Source organism: Lysobacter sp. DMC97 (genome assembly GCF_056313745.1).
The window spans coordinates 113,736-136,963 of the sequence record NZ_JBQUZR010000005.1 but is presented as its reverse complement, the minus strand read 5'-3'; the positions used below and the strand labels follow the sequence as shown (position 1 = coordinate 136,963).

Here is a 23,228-nt window from a genome sequence, read left to right as displayed (position 1 = left end):
CCCCATGAGCGACCTGCCTTCCATTCAAGCGCCCCGTCCCGCCGAAACCGCACGCAAGCGGCTGTTGCAGAAGCTGTTGCGCGGCCAGGGCCTGGTCGCCGACGGCATCCCGCGCGCCGATCGTTCGGCGCCGTTGCCGTTGTCGTTCGCGCAGCAGCGGCTGTGGTTCCTGGATCGCCTGGACCCGGGCAGCAACCTCTACAACATCCCGCTGATGCTGGAGCTGGAAGGCGACGTCGACGCGCAGGCGATCCACGACAGCCTGCTGCAACTGGTGGAACGGCACGACGCCCTGCGCACCACGATCGACGCCGGCAGCGGCGAGCCGGCGCAGCGCGTGCATGACGAAGCGCGCCTGCCGTGGGCGCTGCACGACCTGCGTGATCGTCCCGACGCCGCGCAGGCCGCGCGCGCGCTGGCCGAAGGGATCGCGCTGTCGCCGTTCGATCTGGAAACCGGGCCGCTGCTGCGCACCGCGCTGGTGCGCTACAGCGACCGGAACGCGATCCTCGTGCTGTCGCTGCACCACATCGTCGCCGACGGCTGGTCGCTGGGCGTGCTGATGCGCGAGTTCGCGATGCACTACGGCGAACGCACCGGCGGCATTCCCGCGGTGCCGCCGGCGCAGGCGCCGCTGCAGTATCCCGATTACGCCGCGTGGCAGCGCCAGCGGCTGGACGAGGCGGCGATCGCGCCGCTGCTGGCCTACTGGACGCAGCACCTGTCGCCGCTGCCCGATCCGCTGGCGATGCCGTCCGATCCCGCGCCGGCCGGTGCGATCGATCATGCCGGCGGCCGCGTCGCGCTCGCGCTCGACGGCCCGCGCCTGCAGGCGCTGCGCGATCTCGCGCACCGTGAACGCTGCACCCTGTTCGTGGCGCTGCTGGCCGCGTGGGCGGTGGCGCTGCATCGTTTCTCGGGCCAGACCGACCTGGTGATCGGCGCGCCCGTCGCCGGTCGTGACCGCGCCGACATGTCCGGCTGCGTCGGCCTGTTCGTCAACACGCTGGCGCTGCGCTGCGCGGTCGATGGCGACGCGTCGTTCGTGCAGTTGCTGAATACCCTGCGCCAGTCCACGCAGGACGGCCTCGCGCATGCGGAGCTGCCGTTCGAGCGCCTCGTGCAGACGCTGGCGCCGGACCGCTCCGGCGGCCAGTCGCCGCTGTTCCAGGTCGCGTTCGACTACATCAACACCGACCTGCAGGACATCACCCTGCCGGGCCTGAAGCTGCGGCCGCTGGACCTGGAAAACCCGCCGGCGAAGTTCGATCTCACGCTGGTGATCGGCGAATACCCGGGCGGCGTCAGCGCCGGCATCGAATACGACGCCGGCCGCTTCGGCGCCGCGCGCATGCAGACGCTGGCGCGCGCGTTCGAGCGACTGGTCGACGGTCTCGTCGCGCATCCCGACGCGCCGCTGGGCGACGCGCCGCTGATGTCGCCGGCGGAGCGCCGCAAGGTGCTGCTGGAGTGGAACGCCGATCGCGCCACGCCCGCGACCGACCGGACGCTGGTGTCGCTGCTCGCCGCGCAGGCGGCGAAGATGCCGGACGCGCCGGCGATCGAGACGGCCGACCTGCGGTTGACGCACGCTGAACTCGATCGGCGCGCGAACCGCCTCGCGCACCGGCTGCAGGCGCTCGGCGCCGCGCCGGACACCATGGTCGGCGTGTGCCTGCCGCGCAGCGCGGAGGCCATCGTCGCCTTCCTCGCGGTGATGAAGGCCGGTGCGGCCTACGTGCCGCTGGACCCGACATTCCCCGCCGGCCGCCTCGCGATGATGTGCGAGGATGCGCGCCCGGCGCTGGTGCTCACGCTCGACGCCTTGCGCGACGTGCTGCCGCCGCTCGACGTGGCGGTCGTCTGCCTCGACGACGCGGCCGTCCTCGATGGCATGCCCGACACCGCGCCGGTGGCGGCGCTGCGACCGGACCATGCCGCGTACGTGGTGTTCACCTCGGGCTCGACCGGTCGCCCCAAGGGTGTGGTCGCCACCCATCGCGGCTGCGTGCGCCTGGTGCAGTCGCCCGACTACGCGGCGATCGGTCCGGACAGCCGCGTCCTGCAGTTCTCCACCATCACCTTCGACGCCGCCACCTTCGAGATCTGGGCGCCGCTGGCCGCGGGCGGCTGCGTGGTCGTGGCGCCGCAGGGCAACTTCGCGCCGAGCGAACTGCTCGCCTTCGTGCGTGAGCAGCGCGTCGACACGATGTTCCTGACCACGGCGCTGTTCAACCACGTCGCCGACATGGCGCCGGCGCTGTTCGAGCACGTGCACCAGGTGCTGTTCGGCGGCGAGGCGGTGTCCGCCGCGCACGTCGCGCGCGCGCTGCAGCACGCGCGTCCCGGCGGGCTGGTGCATGTCTACGGCCCGACCGAGACCACCACCTTCGCCACCTTCCATCCGCTGCAAGGCAGCGAAGGCGGCATCCCGATCGGCCGCCCGATCATCGACACCCGCTGCTACGTGCTCGACGCGCGCCTGCAGCCGGTGCCGCCGGGCGTGCCGGGCGAGCTGTACATCGGCGGCGCCGGCCTGGCGCGCGGTTATCTCAACCGCCCCGGCCTGAGCGCCGAACGCTTCCTGCCCGATCCCTTCGACGTGCCCGGCGCGCGCATGTACCGCAGCGGCGACGTCGTCAGCCAGCGCGAGGACGGCAGCCTCGAGTTCGTCGGTCGCGTCGACCACCAGGTCAAGATCCGCGGCTTCCGCATCGAACTGGGCGAGATCGAGGCCGCGCTGCGCGCGCTGCCCGAAGTCGCCGACGTGCGCGTGCTGTGTCGCGAGGACACGCCCGGCGATCGCCGCCTGGCCGCCTACGTGGTGCCGCGCGATCCGCAGACCACCGGTGCCGCACTGCGCGAGGCGCTGCGCGACGAACTGCCCGAATTCATGGTGCCCACGCTGTGGGCGACGCTGCCGGCGCTGCCGCTGACGCCGACCGGCAAGATCGACTGGCGCGCGCTGCCCGCGATCGAGGGCGCCGCGGCCGGGGAGGGCGACCACGAGGCGCCCCGCGACGACACCGAGCGCCTGCTCGCCGACATCTGGCGTGAAGTGCTGGGCGTCGAGCGCGTCGGCATCCGCGACAACTTCTTCGACATCGGCGGCCACTCGCTGGCGGCCATGCAGGTCGCGACCCGCGTCACCCAGGTGTTCGCGATCGACCTGCCGCTGCGCACGCTGTTCGACGCGGTGTCGCTGGCCGACCTCGCCCTCGCGATCGGCCGCCTGCGCGCGGTCGGTGCCCCGGTGGACGCGGCGTCGATCCGTCCCGCGCCGGAGCGCGAGCACCACCCGCTCTCGCACGCGCAGAAGCGGCTGTGGTTCCTCGCGCAGATGGAACCGGACAACCCGTTCTACAACATCCCGTGGGCGATCGAGCTGGAAGGCCGGCTGGACCTGCCCGCGTTCGAGCGCGCGCTCGCCGCCGCGGTGCAGCGCCACGACGCGCTGCGCACGGTGTTCGTGCATCACGACGGCCAGTCGCACCAGCGCGTGCTGGCCGGCATCGACGTGCCGGTGCGCACGGTCGATCTCGCCGCCGCGTCGCCCGAGGAAGCGCGCGCGCATGCCGAAGCGCTGGCCGCCGCGGAAGCGCGCACCGGCTTCGATCTGGAGAACGGCCCGCTGCTACGCTGCACCGTGGTGCACCTGCCGGGCACCCGCGACCTGCTGCTGCTGACCGTCCACCACATCGTCGCCGACGGTTGGTCGATGGGCGTGATGATGGACGAGCTGGGCCGCGTCTACGCGGCCGGCAGCGCTGACGTGCTCGGTCCGCCGACGCTGCGCTACATCGACTACACCCAGTGGCAGAACGAACTGCTGGCCGGCGAACCGCATCGCATCCAGCAGGACTACTGGCTCAACCAGCTCGGCGGCACGCTGCCGCAGCTGAACCTGCCGTCGCGCCGCGTGCGCCCGGCCGTGCAGAGCTATCGCGGCCGCACCCTGCGCCGCCGCTTCGACGCCGCCGAGACCGCGGCGCTGCACCAGCTCGCGCGCCGCCACCAGGCGACGCTGTTCATCACCCTGATGGCGGCGTTCAAGACGCTGCTGTGCCGGATCACCGGCGAGACCGACCTGATCGTCGGCACCCCGATCGCCGGCCGCCGCGATCCCGCGCTGGAGAAGCTGGTCGGCTTCTTCGTCAACACGCTGGCGCTGCGCACGTCGCTGGACGGCGATCCCAGCTTCGGCGACGTGCTCGGCCGCGTGCGCGACACCGCGCTGACGGCCTGGGCGCACCAGGATTACCCGTTCGACCAGCTGGTCGAGAAGCTCAACCCGCCGCGCGACCTCGGCCGCCAGCCGATCTTCACCGTGCTGCTGACCGTGCAGAACGAGATCGAAGCGCTGGCGCGCGACGCCCGCTTCGCCGGGATGGCGGCGAAGGCGTGGACCCACGTCACCAACTTCGCGAAGTTCGACCTGTCGGTGTTCGTCACCGAGGATCGCGACGGCCTGTCGGTGCACCTGGAATACGCGACCGACCTGTTCGACGAGGACGAGATCGACGCGCTGTTCGCGCAGCTGCGCCACGTGGTGTCCGCGGTCGCCGCCGATACGCAGCTACGGCTGAGTGAAGTGCCGCTGCTGAGCGCGGAGCAGTCCGCGGCGATGGTGGCGCTGAGCCCGGCGCGCACATGGCCCGCGATCACGGGCACGCTGCACGGCGATTTCGAGGCCATCGCCGAGCGTCACGCCGACCGCGTCGCGGTGTGGGACGAGCGCGGCGAATGGACCTATGCCGAGTTGCGCGACCGCTCGCGCCGCATCGCGAATGCGCTGCGCGCCCGCGGCGTGGGCCCGGAAGTGCCGGTCGCGCTGTGCATGGACCGCAGCGCCGACCTGGTCGCGGCCGTGCTCGGCGTGCTGCAGGCCGGCGGCGTGTACGTGCCGCTGGATCCGGCGTATCCCGACGATCGCCTGGTCTACTCCGTCGAGGACGCGCGGCCGCTGGTCGTGCTCGCCGACGGCGAGCAGACGCAGCGCCTGCAGGCGCTGGTCGACACGCCGGTGCAGGCGCTGGCCGACCTGCTGGCCGACACCGCGGCCGATGCCGCGTGGACGCCGGTGGCGGGCATGGACCCGGCGCAGGCCGCGTACGTGATCTACACCTCCGGTTCCACCGGCAAGCCCAAGGGCGTGGTGGTCACGCACGGCAACGTGCTGCGCCTGATGCAGGTGACGCGCGAAGGCTTCGACTTCGGCCCCGACGACGCGTGGACGCTGTTCCACTCCTACGCCTTCGACTTCTCGGTGTGGGAAATCTGGGGCGCGCTGCTGTACGGCGGCAAGCTCGTGGTCGTGCCGTACATGGTCTCGCGCAGCCCGCAGGCGTTCCGGCGCCTGCTGATCGACCAGCGCGTGACCGTGCTGAACCAGACGCCGTCGGCGTTCCAGCAGCTGGTCGCGGCTGACGCGGAGGAAACCGACGACGCGCTGCACGGCGTGCTGCGCTATGTCGTCTTCGGCGGCGAAGCGCTGAACGTCGGCGCGCTGGCGCCGTGGTGGAACCGCCACGGCCGCACGCGTCCGCAGCTGATCAACATGTACGGCATCACCGAAACCACGGTGCACGTGACGTACGAAGCGCTGGGCGGCGAGCAGGCCTCGCTGGGCAGCATCGGCCGCGCGCTGGGCGACCTGCGCGTGTACGTGCTCGACGACGCGCTGCAGCCGGTGCCGATGGGCGTGGCCGGCGAACTGTGCGTGTCCGGCGCCGGTCTGGCGCGCGGCTACCTCGGCAAACCGGGCCTGACCGCGAGCCGTTTCGTGCCCGATCCGCACGGTGACGTGCCCGGCGCGCGCATGTACCGCTCCGGCGACCTCGCGCGCTGGAAGCCGGACGGCAGCCTCGAATACCTCGGCCGCATGGACCACCAGGTCAAGGTCCGCGGCTTCCGCATCGAACTCGGCGAAATCGAGGCCGCGCTGCTCACGCACGAGCAGGTGCGCGAGGCCGCGGTGGTGGTGCAGCCGGACGAGTCCGGCGGCCGCCTCGTGGCCTATGTCGCCAGTGCGCAGGAAACGGTGCAGGACGATGCGCCGAGCGAAGCGGACACCCAGCTCGAACAGTGGCAGGCGGTGTTCGAACACGCCTACGGCCAGGAATCCGACGCCGCCGAGGCGGCCGAATCGCAGAATGCCACCGCGGACGACGACGGCGACTTCAACATCGTCGGCTGGACCCGGCGCGTCGACGGCACGCCGATCCCCGCCGAGGAAATGCGGCAGTGGCTGGAAGGCACCGTGCGTCGCCTGCAGGCGATCGGCGCGGGCCGCGTGCTCGAACTCGGCAGCGGCACCGGCATGCTGCTGCTGCGGCTGGCGCCCGGCTGCGAACGCTATGTCGGCCTCGACTTCTCGCAGGAATCGCTGCGCTACGTCGGCACGCAGCTGCGCCGCCGCGGCCTGAACGACGTGCGCCTGCTGCAGCGCGCGGCGCACCAGATCGACGATCTCGAACAGGACTACGAACTCGTCGTCCTCAACTCGGTGGCGCAGTACTTCCCCAGCCCCGCGTATTTCCGCGACGTGGTGAAGGCGGCGCTGCGCCGCCTGCAGCCGGGCGGGCGCCTGTTCCTCGGCGACCTGCGCAACCTCGCGGTGGAGCCGGCGTTCGCCGCCGGCCTGTCGCTGCAGCGCGCCGGCGCCGGCAGCACCGCGGTCGAACTGCGCCACGCGGCGCAGAGCGAGGAAGCGCTGGACGCCGAGCTGCTGCTCGATCCGGCCGCGATCGTGTGGCAGGTCCGGCGCTGGGCGCAGGACATCGGCCTCGCGGTCGATCTCGTGCAGGTGCTGCCGCGCGAAGGCGAGGCGCACAACGAACTCAGCGGCTACCGCTACGACGTCGTGGTGCAGAAGGCCGCGTCGGACGCGGCCGATGCCGTCGCCGAAGCGGCGCCGCTGGCATGGGCGTCGTGGCAGGACGGCTGGACCGTCGATCGCCTGCGCGACGCGCTGCAGGCGCTGGCGCAGGACGACGCGCCGCAGGCCGTGCTCGCGCTGGAAGGCGTGCCGAACGCGCGCGTCAGCGCGGATGCGCACGTCGCGGAATGGCTGCAGGAACTCACCGGCTGGCGTACCGCCGGCGAACTGCGCGCGCGACTCGGGCAGCTCGATCCGCGCGCCGCCATTGACCCGCATGCGCTGCAGACGCTGGCGGAGGACGTCGGCCTCGCGTTCGAGATGAGCTGGGCGCAGGGCGCCGCCGACGGCCGTCTGCGCGTGCTGTTCGCCAAGCCGGGCGCGATCGACGCCGCGAAGCGCCGTGCGCTGCATGCGCCCGCGCCGGAAGGCCGCGAGCGGCCGTGGTCGAGCCAGCCGCCGCAGGCGCAGCGTCGCCGCGAGCTGCCGCAGACCCTGCGCGAACACCTGCAGAAAGAACTGCCGTCGCACATGGTGCCGTCGGCCTACGTGTGGGTGCCGAAACTCCCGCTGACCGGCAACGGCAAGCTCGACCGCAAGGCGCTGCCTCCGGTGCCGGCGTATCGCGTCGAACAGACCGTCGCGTACGAAGCGCCGCAGGACGAGGCGCAGCAGCGCATGGCCGGCATCTGGGCCGAAGTGCTGGGCCTCGCCCGCGTCGGTGCGAAGGACAACTTCTTCGAACTCGGCGGGCACTCGCTGCTCGCCACCCAGGTCGCGTCGCGCGTGCAGAAGGCCCTCGGCGTCGAGATGCCGCTGCGCCTGCTGTTCGAGCATCCGACCGTCGCCGGGCTGTGCGAACGCCTGCAGACGCTGCAGGCCACGCAGGGTCGTGTCGAGGCCATCGCGCGCCTGCCCGAGCGCACGCACTACGCGCTCTCCCACGCGCAGCAGCGCATGTGGCTGCTGGCGCAGCTGGATCCCGAGAGCAGCGAATACCACATGGTGGTCACGCTGGCGCTGGACGGCGCGCTGCGTGTCGACGTGCTGCAGGCCAGCCTCGATGCGCTGCTGCAGCGGCACGAAGCGCTGCGCACCGTGTTCGAGACCGTCGACGGCGAACCGATGCAGCGCATCCTGCCGGCCAGCACCTGGCCGATCGCGCACGACGACCTGAGCGGTGTCGACGCTGCGACGCGCGACGACGCGCTGCTCGCGGCCGCGCGCGCGGAAGCGCAGCGCCCGTTCGACCTTGCGACCGATCTGCCCTGCCGCGGCCGCCTGCTGCGGCTGGACGACGGGCACGCGATGCTGGTGCTGGTGCTGCATCACATCGTGTCCGACGGCTGGTCGATGGACCTGCTGTCCGCCGAACTGGCGCAGGTCTATCGCGCGCTGGCCGAAGGCCGCGATCCGGCGCTGCCGGCGCCAGTCGTGCGCTACATCGACGTGGCCGCGTGGCAGAACGCGCGCCTTCACGACGGCATGCGCGAGCAGCGGCGCTACTGGCTGCAGGCGCTGGCCGAGCTGCCGCCGCCGCTGGACCTGCCGGCCGATCGTGCGCGTCCCGCGCGCCGCAGCGGTCGCGGCGCCACCGTGACCCGCCGCGTCGGCGACGCACAGGCCGAGGCGCTGCGCGCGCTGGCGAAGGCGCACGACGCCACGCTCTACGCGACGTTGCTGGCCGCGTTCCAGGTGCTGCTGTCGCGCCTGTCGGGCTCGAACGACATCGTGCTGGGCACGCCGATCGCCAACCGCCACCATCTCGACGTCGAGGGCGTGGTCGGCTTCTTCGTCAACACGCTGGTGCTGCGCACCCGGCCGCAACCGGCGCAGCGCTTCGATGCGTGGCTGCGCCAGGTGCAGGCCGACGTGCTGCGCGCCATCGCGCACCAGGACTATCCGTTCGACCAGCTGGTCGAGCAGTTGCAGCCCGAGCGCGACCTGTCGCGCACGCCGCTGTTCCAGGTGATGTTCGCCGTGCGCAACCAGGGCGTCGAGCCGCCGGTCGTCGATCTGGGCGACGTGCACGCGCGCGGCGTGCCGCTGCTCGACAACGAGCAGGCGCGCTTCGACCTCAGCGCCACCGTCCGCGACGGCGGCGACGCGATGCACGTCGAGTTCGAATACAGCCTCGACCTGTTCGACGCCGCGACCATCGAGGCGTGGCTCGACCTGTACCTGCGCGTGCTCGACCAGGCCGGTGCCGCGCCGCAGCGCGCGCTGGCGGAACTGGTCGCGCCGGTCGACCTGGCCGCGTGGCGTGCCGCGGGCGAAGGCCCCGCCGCTGAACCGCTGGCGCAGCGCACGCTGGATGCGGCGTGGGTGGTGCAGGCGCTGCGCACGCCGCAGTCGCCGGCGCTGAGCGACGGCCGCATCACGCTGACTTACGCCGATGCCCTGCATCGCAGCAGCGCGATCGCGCACGGCCTGCGCGCGTCCGGTGTGACCTGCGGGCAGTTCGTGGCGGTCGCCGGTGCACGTTCGATCGACACCGTGCTGGCCTACCTCGGTGTGCTGCAGTCGGGCGCGTCGTTCGTCTATCTCGATCCGGCGCTGCCGCTGGCGCGCATGCAGCAGATGCTGCAGGACACCGCGGCGGTGCAGGTGCTGCTGACCGGCGCGGCGACGCTGCCGGACGACGCGCCGCCGGCGCGGCTGCTGGCGGAGGTCGAAGCCGCGGGTGTGGCGCAGGCCGCCTCCGGCGATGCGCCGACGCATGCGCTCGCCGAAGGCGTGGCGCACGTGATCTACACCTCCGGTTCCACCGGCCGTCCCAAGGGCGTGCTGGTCGGCCATCGCAACGTGCTGCGCCTCGCCGCGCAGACGCGAGAACTCGAAGTCCGCCCGCAGCAGCGCGTGCTGCAGGCGGCGACGCTGTCGTTCGACGCCTCCACCTTCGAGATCTGGAACGCACTCCTGCGCGGCGCCGAAGTCGTGGTCGCGACGGATGACGCGGTCGGCGATCCCGAACGCCTGGCGGCGTTCATCGCCGAGCAGCGCATCGACGTCGCCTGGCTGACGTCGTCGCTGTTCAACGCGATCGTCGATCTCGACGCGACGCGTCTGTCCGGTCTGTCGCGCCTGCTGGCCGGCGGCGAAGCGCTGTCGGTCGCGCACATCACCCGCGCGCTCGACGTGCTGGGTCCGGGTCGACTGGTCAACGGTTACGGCCCGACCGAGAACACCACCTTCTCCACCACGCACCTGATCGACGCGATCGCGCCGGGCCAGTCCTCGGTGCCGATCGGCCGCCCGCTGCAGGACAGCAGCGCGCGCGTCCTCGATGCCTTCGGCCAGCCCGTGCCGCCGGGCGTGCCCGGCGAGCTGTACGTTGGCGGCGACGGCGTCGCCTTCGGCTATCTCGGCCAGCCGGCGATGACCGCCGAACGCTTCCTGCCCGATCCGTGGTCCGCGCGCCCCGGCGCGCGCCTGTATCGCACGGGCGATCGCGTGCGCCAGCGCGCCGACGGCACCATCGAATACCTCGGCCGCAACGACACGCAGCTGAAGATCCGCGGTTTCCGCATCGAGCCGGGCGAGATCGAGGCCGCGCTCGCGGCGCATCCGCTGGTCGGCGCGGCCGCGGTGATCGCGCCGCGCGGCCCCGACGGCATGCCGCGGCTGGTCGCCTACGCCAGTGCGCCCGACGGCGCCCGCGACGGACTGTCGCCGCTGCTGCGCGCGCACCTGCGCGAACGCCTGCCCGAGTACATGGTGCCGGCGCAGATCGTCGTGCTCGACGCGCTGCCGCTGACCCGCAACGGCAAGCTCGACGTCGCCGCGCTGCCGGCGCCGGCCGACGAGGCCGCGGGCGCCGACGCGCGCCCGAGCACGCCGCTGCAGCAGATCGTCGCCGCGGTGTGGTCCGACGTGCTGGGCGTGGCCATCGGCACGCTCGGCCTGCACGACGACTTCTTCGAACGCGGCGGCCATTCGCTGCTCGCCGCGCAGGTGGTGTCGCGCCTGCGCGCCGAACTGGCGGTGGAACTGCCGCTGCGCACGCTGTTCGAGGCGCCGACGATCGCCGAACTGTCCGCCGCGCTCGAACCCGCGCTCGCGCAGGGCGACGCGACGGCCATCGCGCCGCCGGTCGTCGCGCTGCATCGCGACGGGCCCGCGCCGCTGTCGCTGTTCCAGCAGCGGTTCTGGTTCCTCGATCGCGCCGGCCAGCCGTATCGCGCGTCGCTGGCTCTGCAGTTGAACGGCGATCTCGACGTCGCCGCGTTCGAACACGCGCTGGCCGAGGTGGTGCGCCGCCACGAAGTGCTGCGCAGCCGCTTCCCGGACGATGACGGCCGGCCGATGCAGCACGTGCTGCCGCTGGACGAAGCGCTGCCGCTGCCGCTGGCGTTGACCGACCTGTCGACGCTGCCGCAGGCGGACGCCGAAGCGGCGCTGCAGCGCCTCGTCACCGAGGAAGCGCAGCGTCCGATCGACCTTGCCCGCGGCCCGGTGCTGCGTGCCGCGCTGGTGCGTAGTGCCGCCGATCGCCACACGCTGCTGCTGACGCTGCACCACATCGTCTACGACGCGTGGTCGCTCGGCATCCTGATGCGCGAACTCGACGCCGGCTACCGTGCCGCGCGCCAGGGCCAGCCGTCGCCGCTGGCGCCGCTGCCGGTGCAGTACGCCGACTTCGCCGCGTGGCAGCACCAGCGCCTGCAGGGCGCGTCGCTGCAGGGCCTGCTGGCCTGGTGGCGCGACAAGCTGCACGACGTGCCGCAGGCGCTGAACCTGCCGACGGACCGTCCGCGCCCGGCCGCGCTGGCGCAGGAAGGCCACACGCTGGAATGCCCGCTGCCCGACGCCCTGTCCGACGGGCTGCAGGCGCTGGCACGCCGCACCGGCAGCACGCTGTTCATGACGATGCTGGCCGCGTTCGACGCACTGCTGCATCGCGTCTGCCGCCAGGACGACCTGTGCGTCGGCACGCTGGCCGCGGACCGCAGCCGCATCGAGGTCGAACCGCTGATCGGCATGTTCGTCAACGTGCTGGCGCTGCGCTCGCGGCTCGCGCCGGGGCAGAGCTTCGAATCGCTGCTGCGCCAGACCCGGCGCGAGGTGCTGGAAGCGTTCGCGCACCAGGACCTGCCGTTCGAGACGCTGCTGGAGCAGCCGTTCGTGCAGCGCGTGTCCGGCCAGTCGCCGCTGTTCCAGGCGATGTTCGTGCTGGAGAACGAAGGCCTGCTCGGCCTGGGCGAAACCGAATCCGACGGCCTCGACTTCATCCCGGCCGCGGGCGACGTCCACCACGCGCGCTGCGACCTCACGCTCAACGTGCGCGAGCGCGACGGCAAGCTCTGCAGCTACTTCGAATACGACACCCGCCTGTTCGACCAGGGCAGCATCGAGCGCCTGATGGCGCAGTGGCTGACGCTGCTGCACGGCATCGTCGCCACGCCGCAGGCCGCGCTCGACGCGCTGCCGCTGCCGGGCGAAGCCGAACTCGCGCTGCTGCGTACATTCAGTCCGGCGTACGCCGTCGAGCCGGTCGCCGGCACGCTGCACGGCCGCTTCAGCCAGGCCGCGCAGGCGCATCCGCAGGCTGTGGCGGTGTGGGACCAGGGTCGCACGCTGACCTACGCCGAACTCGACGCGCAGTCCGACCATCTCGCGCGCCTGCTGCGCACGCACGGCGTCGGTCCGGAAGTCCCGGTCGCGCTGTGCCTCGAACGCAGCCTCGACATGGTCGCGGCGGTGCTCGGCGTGCTGAAGGCCGGCGGCGCCTACGTGCCGCTGGATCCGGCGTATCCGGCCGAACGCCTCGCGTACACCGTCGAGGACGCGCGCCCCGCCGTCGTGATCGCGCACGCCGCGCTCCGCGAGCGCATGCAGGCGCTGACCGACGTGCCGGTGCTGGATCTCGAAGCGCTGCTCGCGCAGCCGGCGCCCGCCGACGCGCCGGCGCTGCCGCTCGACATGCCGTCCGCGCATGCGGCCTACGTGATCTACACCTCCGGCTCCACCGGCAAGCCCAAGGGCGTGACGGTGACGCACGCCAACGTGCTGCGCCTGTTCGACGCGACCCGCAGCGGGTTCGACTTCGATCATCGCGACGTGTGGACGCTGTTCCACTCGTATGCGTTCGACTTCTCCGTCTGGGAAATCTGGGGCCCGCTGCTGTTCGGCGGTCGCCTCGTGGTGGTGCCGTACTTGCTGTCGCGCTCGCCGGACGCCTTCCGCCGCCTGCTGATCGAACAGCGCGTGACCGTGCTGAACCAGACGCCGTCGGCGTTCCAGCAACTGGTCGCGGCCGATGCACAGGCGAACGACGGTGTCGACGCGCTGGCGCTGCGCTACGTCGTGTTCGGCGGCGAAGCACTGAACGTCGGCTCGCTCGCGCCGTGGTTCCGCCGCCACGGCCATCGCAAGCCGTTGCTCGTGAACATGTACGGCATCACCGAGACCACGGTGCATGTCACCTACGAAGCGCTGCACGAGGAAGGCGCGTCGCTCGGCACCATCGGCCGCGCGATCGACGATCTGCGCTGCTACGTGCTCGACGCGCACCAGCGTCCGCTGCCGATCGGCGTGCCGGGCGAGCTGTGCGTGGCCGGCGCCGGTCTGGCGCGCGGCTACCTGCGGCGTCCGGGCCTGACCGCGGAACGGTTCGTGCCCGATCCGTTCGCGACCCAACCCGGCCAGCGCATGTACCGCTCCGGCGACCTCGCGCGCTGGCGCCCCGACGGCAGCCTGGAATACCTCGGCCGCATCGACCAGCAGGTGAAGGTGCGCGGTTTCCGCATCGAACTCGGCGAGATCGAGGCCGCGCTGCTCGAACACGAACAGGTGCACGAAGCCGCCGTGGTGGTGCAGCCGGATGCGTCCGGCGGCCGCCTCGTCGCCTACGTCGCCAGTCCCGACGAAGCACCGGCGCAGGACAGCGCGCCGGACCTGCAGCAGCAACTGCAGCAGTGGCGCTCGGTGTTCGAACACACCTACGCCGACGACGAAGCGCCCGCAGCCGAAACGACCGATGCGGCCGAAATGGCTGACGCCGGCGACTTCAACATCGTCGGCTGGACCTGTCGTCTCGACGGTTCGCCGATCCCCGCCGACGAGATGCGCGAGTGGGTGGACGGCACCGTCGCCCGCCTGCGCGCGCTGCGTCCGCGCCGCGTGCTGGAACTCGGCAGCGGCACCGGCATGCTGCTGCTGCGGCTGGCGCCGGAATGCGAGCGCTACCTCGGCACCGACTTCTCGCCGACGTCGCTGGCCTACGTGCGCCGGCAGCTCGACGCGCGCGGCGAGGCATTGCCGGGCGTGGAACTGCTGCAGCGCGCCGCGCACGAGATCGACGATCTCGCGCAGGACTTCGACCTCGTGATCCTCAACTCGGTGGCGCAGTACTTCCCGAGCGCGGACTACTTCCGCCACGTGGTCGCGGTGGCGCTGCGCCGGCTCGCGCCGGGCGGCACGCTGTTCCTCGGCGACCTGCGCAGCCTGCCGCTGCTGCCGGCGTTCGCCGCGGGCCTCGCGCTGCAGCGCGCGACGCCGGCGATGCCGGCCTCGGCGCTGCGCCATGCCGCGCACAGCGAAGCCGCGCACGACGGCGAACTGCTGCTCGATCCGGCCGCGCTGACGCGTCAGGTGCATGCGTGGGCGGGCGAACTCGGCCTCGAGCTCGCCGCGGTGTCCGCGTTGCCGCGCGACGGTCGCGCGCACAACGAACTGAGCGGCTATCGGTTCGACCTCGTGCTGACGCGCGCGGGCGGCGATACGCTCGCGCCTGCGACGCTCGCCTGGCACGACTGGCAGGCCGAAGGCTGGACGCCGGCGCGCCTGCGCGAACGCCTGCAGGCGCTGGCGGCGGGCGAGGGCGTGCTCGCGCTGCGCGACGTGCCCAACGCGCGCACGGCCGCCGACGCGCTCACCGCGCAGTGGCTGCGCCAGCCGCCGTCGGCGGCGTGGCGCACGGCCGCCGAACTGCGGCCGCTGCTCGACGCGGCGCTGCCGGCGGTCGTCGATCCGCACGAGCTGCACACGCTGGCGGATAAATTCGGCCTGCAGTTCGAGATGAGCTGGATCGACGGCGCGGCTGATGGCCGTTTCCGCGTGGTGTTCGCGACCGCGAACCAGCCGATGGCGTCGCTGCGCGCGGCGCTGCATGCGCTGCCCGACGACGCGCCCGCGCAGCCGTGGGCCAGCCACCCGCAGCAGGCCCTGCTGCGGCGTCGCCTGCCGGTGCTGCTGCGCGAACACCTGCAGCAGCACCTGCCCGAGCACATGGTGCCGTCGGCCTACGTGTGGATGCCGCGCCTGCCGCTCACGGGCAACGGCAAGCTCGATCGCCAGGCGCTGCCGCCGCCGCCGACCGAGCGCATCGAACTGGCCGATCGCTACGAAGCGCCGCAGACCGAGACCCAGCAGCGCATGGCCGCGATCTGGGCCGAGGTGCTGGGCGTCTCGCGCGTCGGCATCCACGACAACTTCTTCGAACTCGGCGGCCATTCGCTGCTGGCGACGCAGGTCGCGGCGCGCGCGCACAAGGCGTTCGGCGTCGACGTGCCGCTGCGCGCGCTGTTCGAGCAGCCGACCATCGCCGCGCTCTGCCAGCATCTGGAAACGATGCATGGTGCGGACACGGATGCGCCGCCGCCGATGCGGCCGGTGCCGCGCGACGGCGACGAACTGCCGATGTCGTTCGCGCAGCAGCGCCTGTGGTTCCTCGATCGCCTCGATCCGGGCAGCAGCGTCTACAACATCCCGCTGGCCATGCACGTGCGCGGCCATCTGGACGTCGACGCCTTGCAGCGCACGCTCGATGCCATCGTCCGCCGCCACGAGGTGCTGCGCACCTGCTTCGGCGAACGCGACGACCAGCCTGTGCAGCGCGTGCTGCCGGCGGCGCCGGCCGAACTGCGCGTCATGACGCTGCCGCCGGCACAGGCCCGCGCCGCGGCCGAAGCGTTCGCGCTGGAACCGTTCGATCTCTCGCGCGGTCCGCTGCTGCGCACGCTGCTGGTACGCACCGGCGATGGCGAGGCGCTGCTGGCGTTCTCGATGCACCACATCATCGGCGACGGCTGGTCGATCGGCGTGCTGGTGAAGGAAATGGCCGCGTTGTATCCGGGCTTCCTCGCCGGCCAAGAAACGCCGCTGCCGCCGCTGCCGGTGCAGTACGCCGACTTCGCGGTGTGGCAGCGTCGCTGGCTGGAAGGTCCCGAACTGCAGCGTCAGCTCGGCTACTGGCGCGAGACCCTGCAGGCGCCGCTGCCGGTGCTGGACCTGCCGACCGACTTCGCGCGCCCGCCGCGCCCGAGCCATCGCGGCGGCCACGTCGCGATCGCGTTCGAGTCCGACACCATCGCCGCGCTGCGTGCCCTCGCGCAGCGCGAAGGCTGCACGCCGTACATGGTGCTGTTCGCCGCGTTCTCGGTGCTGCTGTCGCGCCATGCCGGGCAGGACGATCTGGTCATCGGCACGCCGGTGGCGAACCGTCGCCAGGCCGAGGTCGAGCCGCTGGTCGGCTTCTTCGTCAACACGCTGCCGGTGCGCATCGACCTGTCCGGTCGTCCGAGCTTCCGCGAGCTGCTGGGCCGTGCGCGCGAGGTCAGCTTCGGCGCGCAGGCGCACCAGGACCTGCCGTTCGAGCGACTGGTCGAGGAACTGCAGCCGGTGCGCGACCCCGGTCGCTCGCCGCTGTTCCAGGCCGGCTTTGACTACATCAACACCGCGCAGCAGGCGCTGGAACTGCCGGGCATCACCCTGTCGGCCGTCGAGACCGAGCACACGACGTCGAAGTTCGACCTCTCGCTGCTGATCGGCGAGCACGCCGACGGGCTGTTCTCGGAGCTGGAATACAGCGCGGATCTGTTCCGCCGCGACACCGTCGAACGCATGGGGCAGCGCTTCGTGCGCCTGCTCGACGCCGCGCTGCACGCGCCCGAAACCGCCATCGACGCGCTGCCGCTGTCTTCGGACGACGAACGCGCACTGACGCTGCGCGACTGGAACGATGCCGCCGACGCGCAGCCGGTGCCGAACGTGGTCGAGCGCTTCGAGGCCATCGCCGCGTGCGATCCCGCGCATCCGGCGCTGCGCTTCGGCAGCGACGTCGTCGACTACGGCACGCTGAACGCCCGTGCGAATCGCCTTGCGCATGCGCTGGTCGCGCTCGGCGTCGGCACGGACGACCGCGTCGCGCTGTGCCTGGAACGCGGCTTCGACGTGCCCACGTCGATGCTGGCCGTGCTCAAGGCCGGCGCGGCGTACCTGCCGCTGGATCCGGGCTACCCGGCCGAACGCATCGCGTACATGCTCGAAGACGCGCGTCCGCTCGTGGTGCTGGCGCGTCGCGCGCAGGCCGCGCTGGTGGCGCAGGTGCCCGACGGCACGGTCGTGCTGTGGCTGGACGACGCGTCCATCGAAGCACACGCCGACACGCACGTCGACGCCAACCCGCAGCGCCGCAGCGCGCCGCAGGATCTGGCCTACGTGATCTACACGTCGGGTTCGACCGGCAAGCCAAAGGGCACGCTGCTCACGCATGCGGGCCTGGCGAACCTGTCGCAGGCGCAGCAGCGGCTGTTCGGCATCACGTCGCAGGATCGCGTGTTGCAGTTCGCGTCGATCAACTTCGACGCGTCGACCTGGGAAACCGCGATGGCGCTGGCCAACGGCGCGACGCTGTGCCTGGCCACCACCGACGACCTGCGCCCGGGCGCACCGCTGACCCGCACGCTGCGCGACCACGGCGTCACCGTGGCCACGCTGCCGCCGGTCGCGGTCAACCTGCTGTCACCCGACGACCTGCCGACGCTGCGCACGCTGATCGTGGCCGGCGAGGCCTGCCCGCCGGGCATGGCACAGCGCTGGTCGCAGGGCGGACGCGCGTTCTTCAACGCCTACGGTCCCACCGAGACCACGGTCTGCGCGTCGGCGTACCGCTGCCGCGGCGACGAGTCCGTTTCGCCGCCGATCGGTCGCGCCATCGCCGGCATGCGCCTGTACGTGGTCGACGCGGCGCTGCAGCCGCAGCCGCTCGGCGTGCCGGGCGAACTGTGCGTGGCCGGCATCGGCCTGGCGCGCGGTTACGCCGGACGCGCGGGGCTCACGGCCGACCGCTTCGTGCCCGAACCATTCTCCGGAACGGCCGGCGCGCGCATGTACCGCACCGGTGACCTCGTGCGCTGGACCGCGGACGGTCAGCTGGAATTCCTCGGCCGCATCGACCACCAGGTGAAGATCCGCGGTGCCCGCGTCGAGCTGGGCGAAGTGGAAGCCGCGCTGCACGCGCAGCCGGGCGTCCGCGAGGCGCTGGTGCTGGCGCACGGCCGCACTGCCGACGAACGCAGCCTCATCGGCTACGTCGTCGCGGACGTGGACGGCGCCGCGCCGCTGCCGAACGATCTGCGCCAGGCGCTGCGCGCATCGCTGCCGGAGTTCATGGTGCCGGCGCAGGTCATCGTGCTGGAGGCGTGGCCGCTCACGGCCAACGGCAAGATCGATCGCGCGCGCCTGCCGGTGCCGGGCGACGTCGACACCGGCGCATCCTTCGTCGCCCCGCGCGACGAACCCGAACGCCTGCTGGCGGCGATCTGGCAGCAGGTGCTGCGTCGTGAACAGGTCGGCGTCGACGACAACTTCTTCGACCTCGGCGGCCACTCGCTGGCGGCGATGCACATGGCGGCGCGCGTGACCCAGGCCTTCGGCGTGGAGCTGCCGTTGCGCGAGGTGTTCGAGGCGCCGACGCTGGCCGCGCTCGCGCGCGCCATCGGCACCGCCCGCGGCGACGCCGTGCGTTTCGACGCCGGCAGCCTGCCGCGCGTGCCCGACGGCGAGGAGCGCCCGCTGTCGCACGCGCAGCGCCGGCTGTGGTTCCTCACCCGCATGGAGCCCGGCAATCCGTTCTACAACCTGCCCGCGGCGATGCTGCTGGACGGCCGCATCGACACCGACACGCTGCGCGCCGCGCTGCAGACACTGCTCGATCGCCATGCCGCGCTGCGCACGGTGTTCCGCGAAGTCGACGGTCACCCGCGCCAGCGCGTGCTGCCGCAGGCGACGGCCGACCTGCCCGTGGTCGACCTCACGTCGCTGCCGGCCGACCAGGCGCTGGCGCAGGCGCGCGAACTCGCGCGTCGCGAGGCCGAGGCGCCGTTCGACCTCGCGCGCGGGCCGCTGCTGCGCGGTCTGGTCGCGAAGCTGCCGGACGGCCGCGATGCACTCATGGTGACGATGCACCACATCGTCGCCGACGGCTGGTCGATGAACGCGCTGGTGGGCGAACTGAGTGCGCTGCTCGCCGGCACGCCGCTGCCGACCGCGGTGCCGCTGAAGTACATCGAGGTCGCGCAGTGGCAGAACGCGCTGCTCGAAGGCGAAGCCCTGCAGCGCCAGCGCGACTACTGGTGCACGCAGCTGGGCGGCGAACTGACGCCGCTGGAGCTGCCCGCCGATCGCGCGCGTCCGCCGGTGCTGAGCTATCGCGGCGACACCCGTGGCCGGCGTCTGCCGCCGGCGCTGGCGACCGCGCTGCGCCAGCTCGCGCGTGCGCACAACGCCACGCTGTTCATGGCGCTGCTGGCCGCGTACAAGGCGCTGCTGGCGCGTCTGGGCGGGCAGGCGGACATCGTGGTCGGCACGCCCATCGCCGGCCGCCGCGATCCGGCGCTGGAAGCGGTGGTCGGCTTCTTCGTCAACACGCTGGTGCTGCGCACGCAGGTGGACGGGGCGTCGGGCTTCGCCGACCTGCTCGGTCGCGTGCGCGAAACGGCGCTCGGCGCGTGGTCGCATGCCGACTATCCGTTCGACATGCTGGTGGAAGACCTGAACCCGCCGCGCCAGATGGGCCGGCATCCGCTGTTCAACGTCTTCTTCACCCTGCAGAACGAAGTGGAGCGCGCGGCCGACGGCAGCGGTTTCGCCGGCTATGCCACGCAGGCGCTGTCGGAGGCACCGCCGTTCGCGAAGTTCGACCTGTCGATGTTCGTCACTGAAGTCGACGACACCCTGCTGGTGCAGCTGGAATACAGCACCGATCTGTTCGATGCCTCGCGCATCGACCGCATGCTCGCGCAGTTCGAGCGCCTGCTGGAAGCGGCGGTCGCCGATCCGGCGCGGTCGCTCGATCGCGTCGGCCTGCTCGGCGCCGACGAATACCGGCGGTGGGTCGGCGAGTTCAACGCGCGCGCCGATCGCGAACCGCCGCTGGGCGGCGTGCACCGGCTGGTCGAGGCGGCGGTCGCCCGCGATCCGGACCGCATCGCGGTGATCGACGGCGATGTCGTCGTGACCCGCGGCGATCTCGACGCCCGCGCCGATCGCCTGGCCGCGCAGCTGCGCAGCCGCGGCGTGCGTCGCGAGACCTGCGTCGCGCTGCTGATGGACCGTTCGATCGCCGCGATCGTGGCGATGCTCGGGGTGCTGAAGGCCGGTGCGACCTACGTGCCGCTGGATCCCGACTACCCGGCCGCGCGTCTGGAACTGATCCTCGGCGACACCGCTGCGCCGTGCATGCTCACCGTGCATGCGCACGCGGCGCAGGCCTATGCGCTGGCCGAGCAGGTGCCGTCGCTGCGCCAGGTGCTGGAGCTGCACGACGACGGCCGCTGCGCCGAGACCGTGGAAGCCTCCGCTTTCGCGCACGGCCACGACGCACTGCCGGGGCAGGCGGCGTACGTGATGTACACCTCGGGCTCCACCGGCACGCCGAAGGGCGTGGTGGTGACGCATCGCGGCATCGCGCGCCTCGTGCACGAACCGCACTTCGTCGAACTTGGCGAAGCCGACACGGTGCTGCAGCTCGCGCCGCTGGGCTTCGACGCGTCGACGCTCGAGATCTGGGGCGCGCTGTGCAACGGCGCACAGCTGGTGCTCGCGCCGGGCGGCACGCTGTCGCTGGAAGCGATCGGCGAGCAGTTGCGCAAGCACCGGGTGTCGGTGCTGTGGCTCACCGCGGCGCTGTTCCAGCAGATGGTCGAGCACCGTGTCGGCGACCTCGCCGGCGTGCGCGAACTGCTGGCTGGCGGCGATGCGCTGCCGCTGCGCCAGGTGCGCCGCTTCCTCGAAGCCTGCCCGGGCAATCGCCTGATCAACGGCTACGGCCCGACCGAGAACACCACGTTCTCCGCGACGCATCCGCTGACGATGGCCGACGTGCAGGCGGGCGCGGTGCCGATCGGTCGGCCGATGGATGGCTCCAGCGCCTATGTGCTGGACGACGCCGGCCAGCCGCAGCCGGTCGGCGTGCCCGGCCAGCTGTACGTCGGCGGCGCCGGTCTCGCGCGCGGCTACCTCGGACGTCCGGGCCTCACCGCCGAACGTTTCGTGCCGCATCCGTATCCGCGCCAGCCGGGCGAACGCCTGTACGCGACCGGCGACATCGTGCGCCTGCGCGAGGACGGCACGCTCGAGTTCATCGGTCGCGCCGACGGGCAGGTGAAGGTCCGCGGCCATCGCATCGAACTCGGCGAGATCGAGGCCGTGCTCGCGCGGCATCCGGCCGTGCGCGAAACCGCGGTGCTCGCGCGCCGCAGCGGCGAGCAGGGCGAACGCCAGCTCGTGGCCTACGTCGCGGCCGAGCCGCCGCTGTCGGCCGACGCCGTGCGCGAGTTCCTGCGCGCGTCGCTGCCCGATTACCTCGTGCCGACGCGCGTGGTGTCGCTCGAACGGCTGCCGATGACCCGCAACGGCAAGGTCGATCGCAACGCGCTGCCCGCGCCGGACGACGCCACACCCGCGCGCGATCGCCCGCTGGCGGAGGCCCGCAACGACGCCGAGCGCGCGTTGGTGCAGGCGTGGCAGTCGGCGCTGGGCAAGGCCGGGGTCGGGATCGACGACAACTTCTTCGATCTCGGCGGCGACTCCATCCTCAGCCTGCAGATCGTCGCGCGCCTGCACGACCAGGGCTGGCACGCCAGCCCGCGCCTGCTGTTCCTGCACCAGACCATCGCCGAACTCGCGCCGCACCTGGAGCGTCGCGGCGGTGCCGATCCGGCGCAGCCGGTCAGCGGCGACGTCGCGCTCACGCCGATCCAGCACTGGTTCTTCGGCCACGGCTTCGCCGTGCCCGGCCACTGGAACCACGCGGTGCTGCTGGCGCACGCCGGCGCGTTCGATGCGGACGTCCTGCGCGAGGCGCTGCAGGCGCTGCTCGAACACCACGACGCGCTGCGCCTGGGCTATCGCGCCGAGGGCGGACGCTGGGCGCAGTACAACGCACCGCCGGGGGCGCCGGTCGCCTTCGAGGTCGTGGACCTGTCGGCGCACGCCGACGCCGCGGCCGCGCTGGCGCAGGGCATCGAACGCATCCAGTCGGCCGAAGACCTCGACGGTCCGCTGATGCGCGTCGGCCTGTTCCGCCTGCCCGACGGCAGCGAGCGCCTGCTGGTGGTCGTGCACCACCTCGCGATCGACGCCGTGTCGTGGCCGATCCTGCTGCAGGACCTCGCGACGGCCTACGCGCAGTTGCAGTCCGGTGCGCCGGTGACGCTGCCGTCGCGCACGACGTCTTACCAGGCGTGGGCCGCGCGGCTGGTCGAACTGGCCGAAGCCGGGCATTGGGATGCCGACCGCGAGCACTGGCGTCGCACCGCGATCGCCGCCGCGCAGCCGAAGCCGTTCACCGCGACCGAACTCGACCCGGCGACATCGGGCGATGCAGTCGAGTGGCACGGCACGCTGTCGGCCGACACCACCGCCACCCTGCAGGACGCGTCGCGCCAGCAGCGCGGCACGCAGGTGCAGGCGCTGCTGCTCACCGGCCTGATGCGGGCGCTGCGGCGCTGGCGCGGCGCCGATGCGCTGGTGGTCGACATCGAAGGCCACGGTCGCGAAACCGACCTGCCGGGCTTCGAAGGCCTCGATCTCTCGCGCACGGTCGGCTGGTTCACCGCGCTGTATCCGGTGGCGCTGGCGTTGCCCGCGAACGGCGACACCGGCGACGACCTCGCGCAGGTGAAGACCGCGCTGCGCGACGTGCCGAACCGCGGCCTCGGCTGGGGCGCGCTGCGCCATCTCGCCGCCGATCCGGTCATCGCTAGTGCGCCGACGCCGCTGCTGTGCTTCAACCACCTCGGCCAGCACAACAGTGCGACGGGCGAGGGCGAAGCCGCGCTCGGCCCGGCGCCGGAACCGGTGGGCACGCTGATGGCGGCGCCGAACCGGCGCACGCACGCGCTGACGCTGACCACGCGGATCGAGGACGGCGTCCTGCAACTGCATCTGTCCTACGCGCAGGGGCGCTTCGACGCGGGCGACATCGCCGGCTTCGGCGCGCTGCTGGGCGAGGAACTGCAGCGCGTCGCCGAACACGCCGCCGACCCGGACAACACCCGCCTCGACGCGGCCGACATGGACCTCCTGCACCTGTCGCAGGACGAGCTGGACAACCTTTTCGACTGAC

1 protein-coding gene is annotated in these 23,228 nt (G+C 72.4%); it reads left to right on the top strand.

The window, feature by feature from the left end:
• Nucleotides 1-4 precede the first annotated feature (4 nt).
• Nucleotides 5-23,227: a non-ribosomal peptide synthase/polyketide synthase gene (locus ACT53Q_RS12285; RefSeq protein WP_476186940.1), complete on the top strand. Its 23,223-nt coding sequence runs from the start codon at nucleotides 5-7 to the stop codon at nucleotides 23,225-23,227.
• Nucleotide 23,228 lies beyond the last annotated feature (1 nt).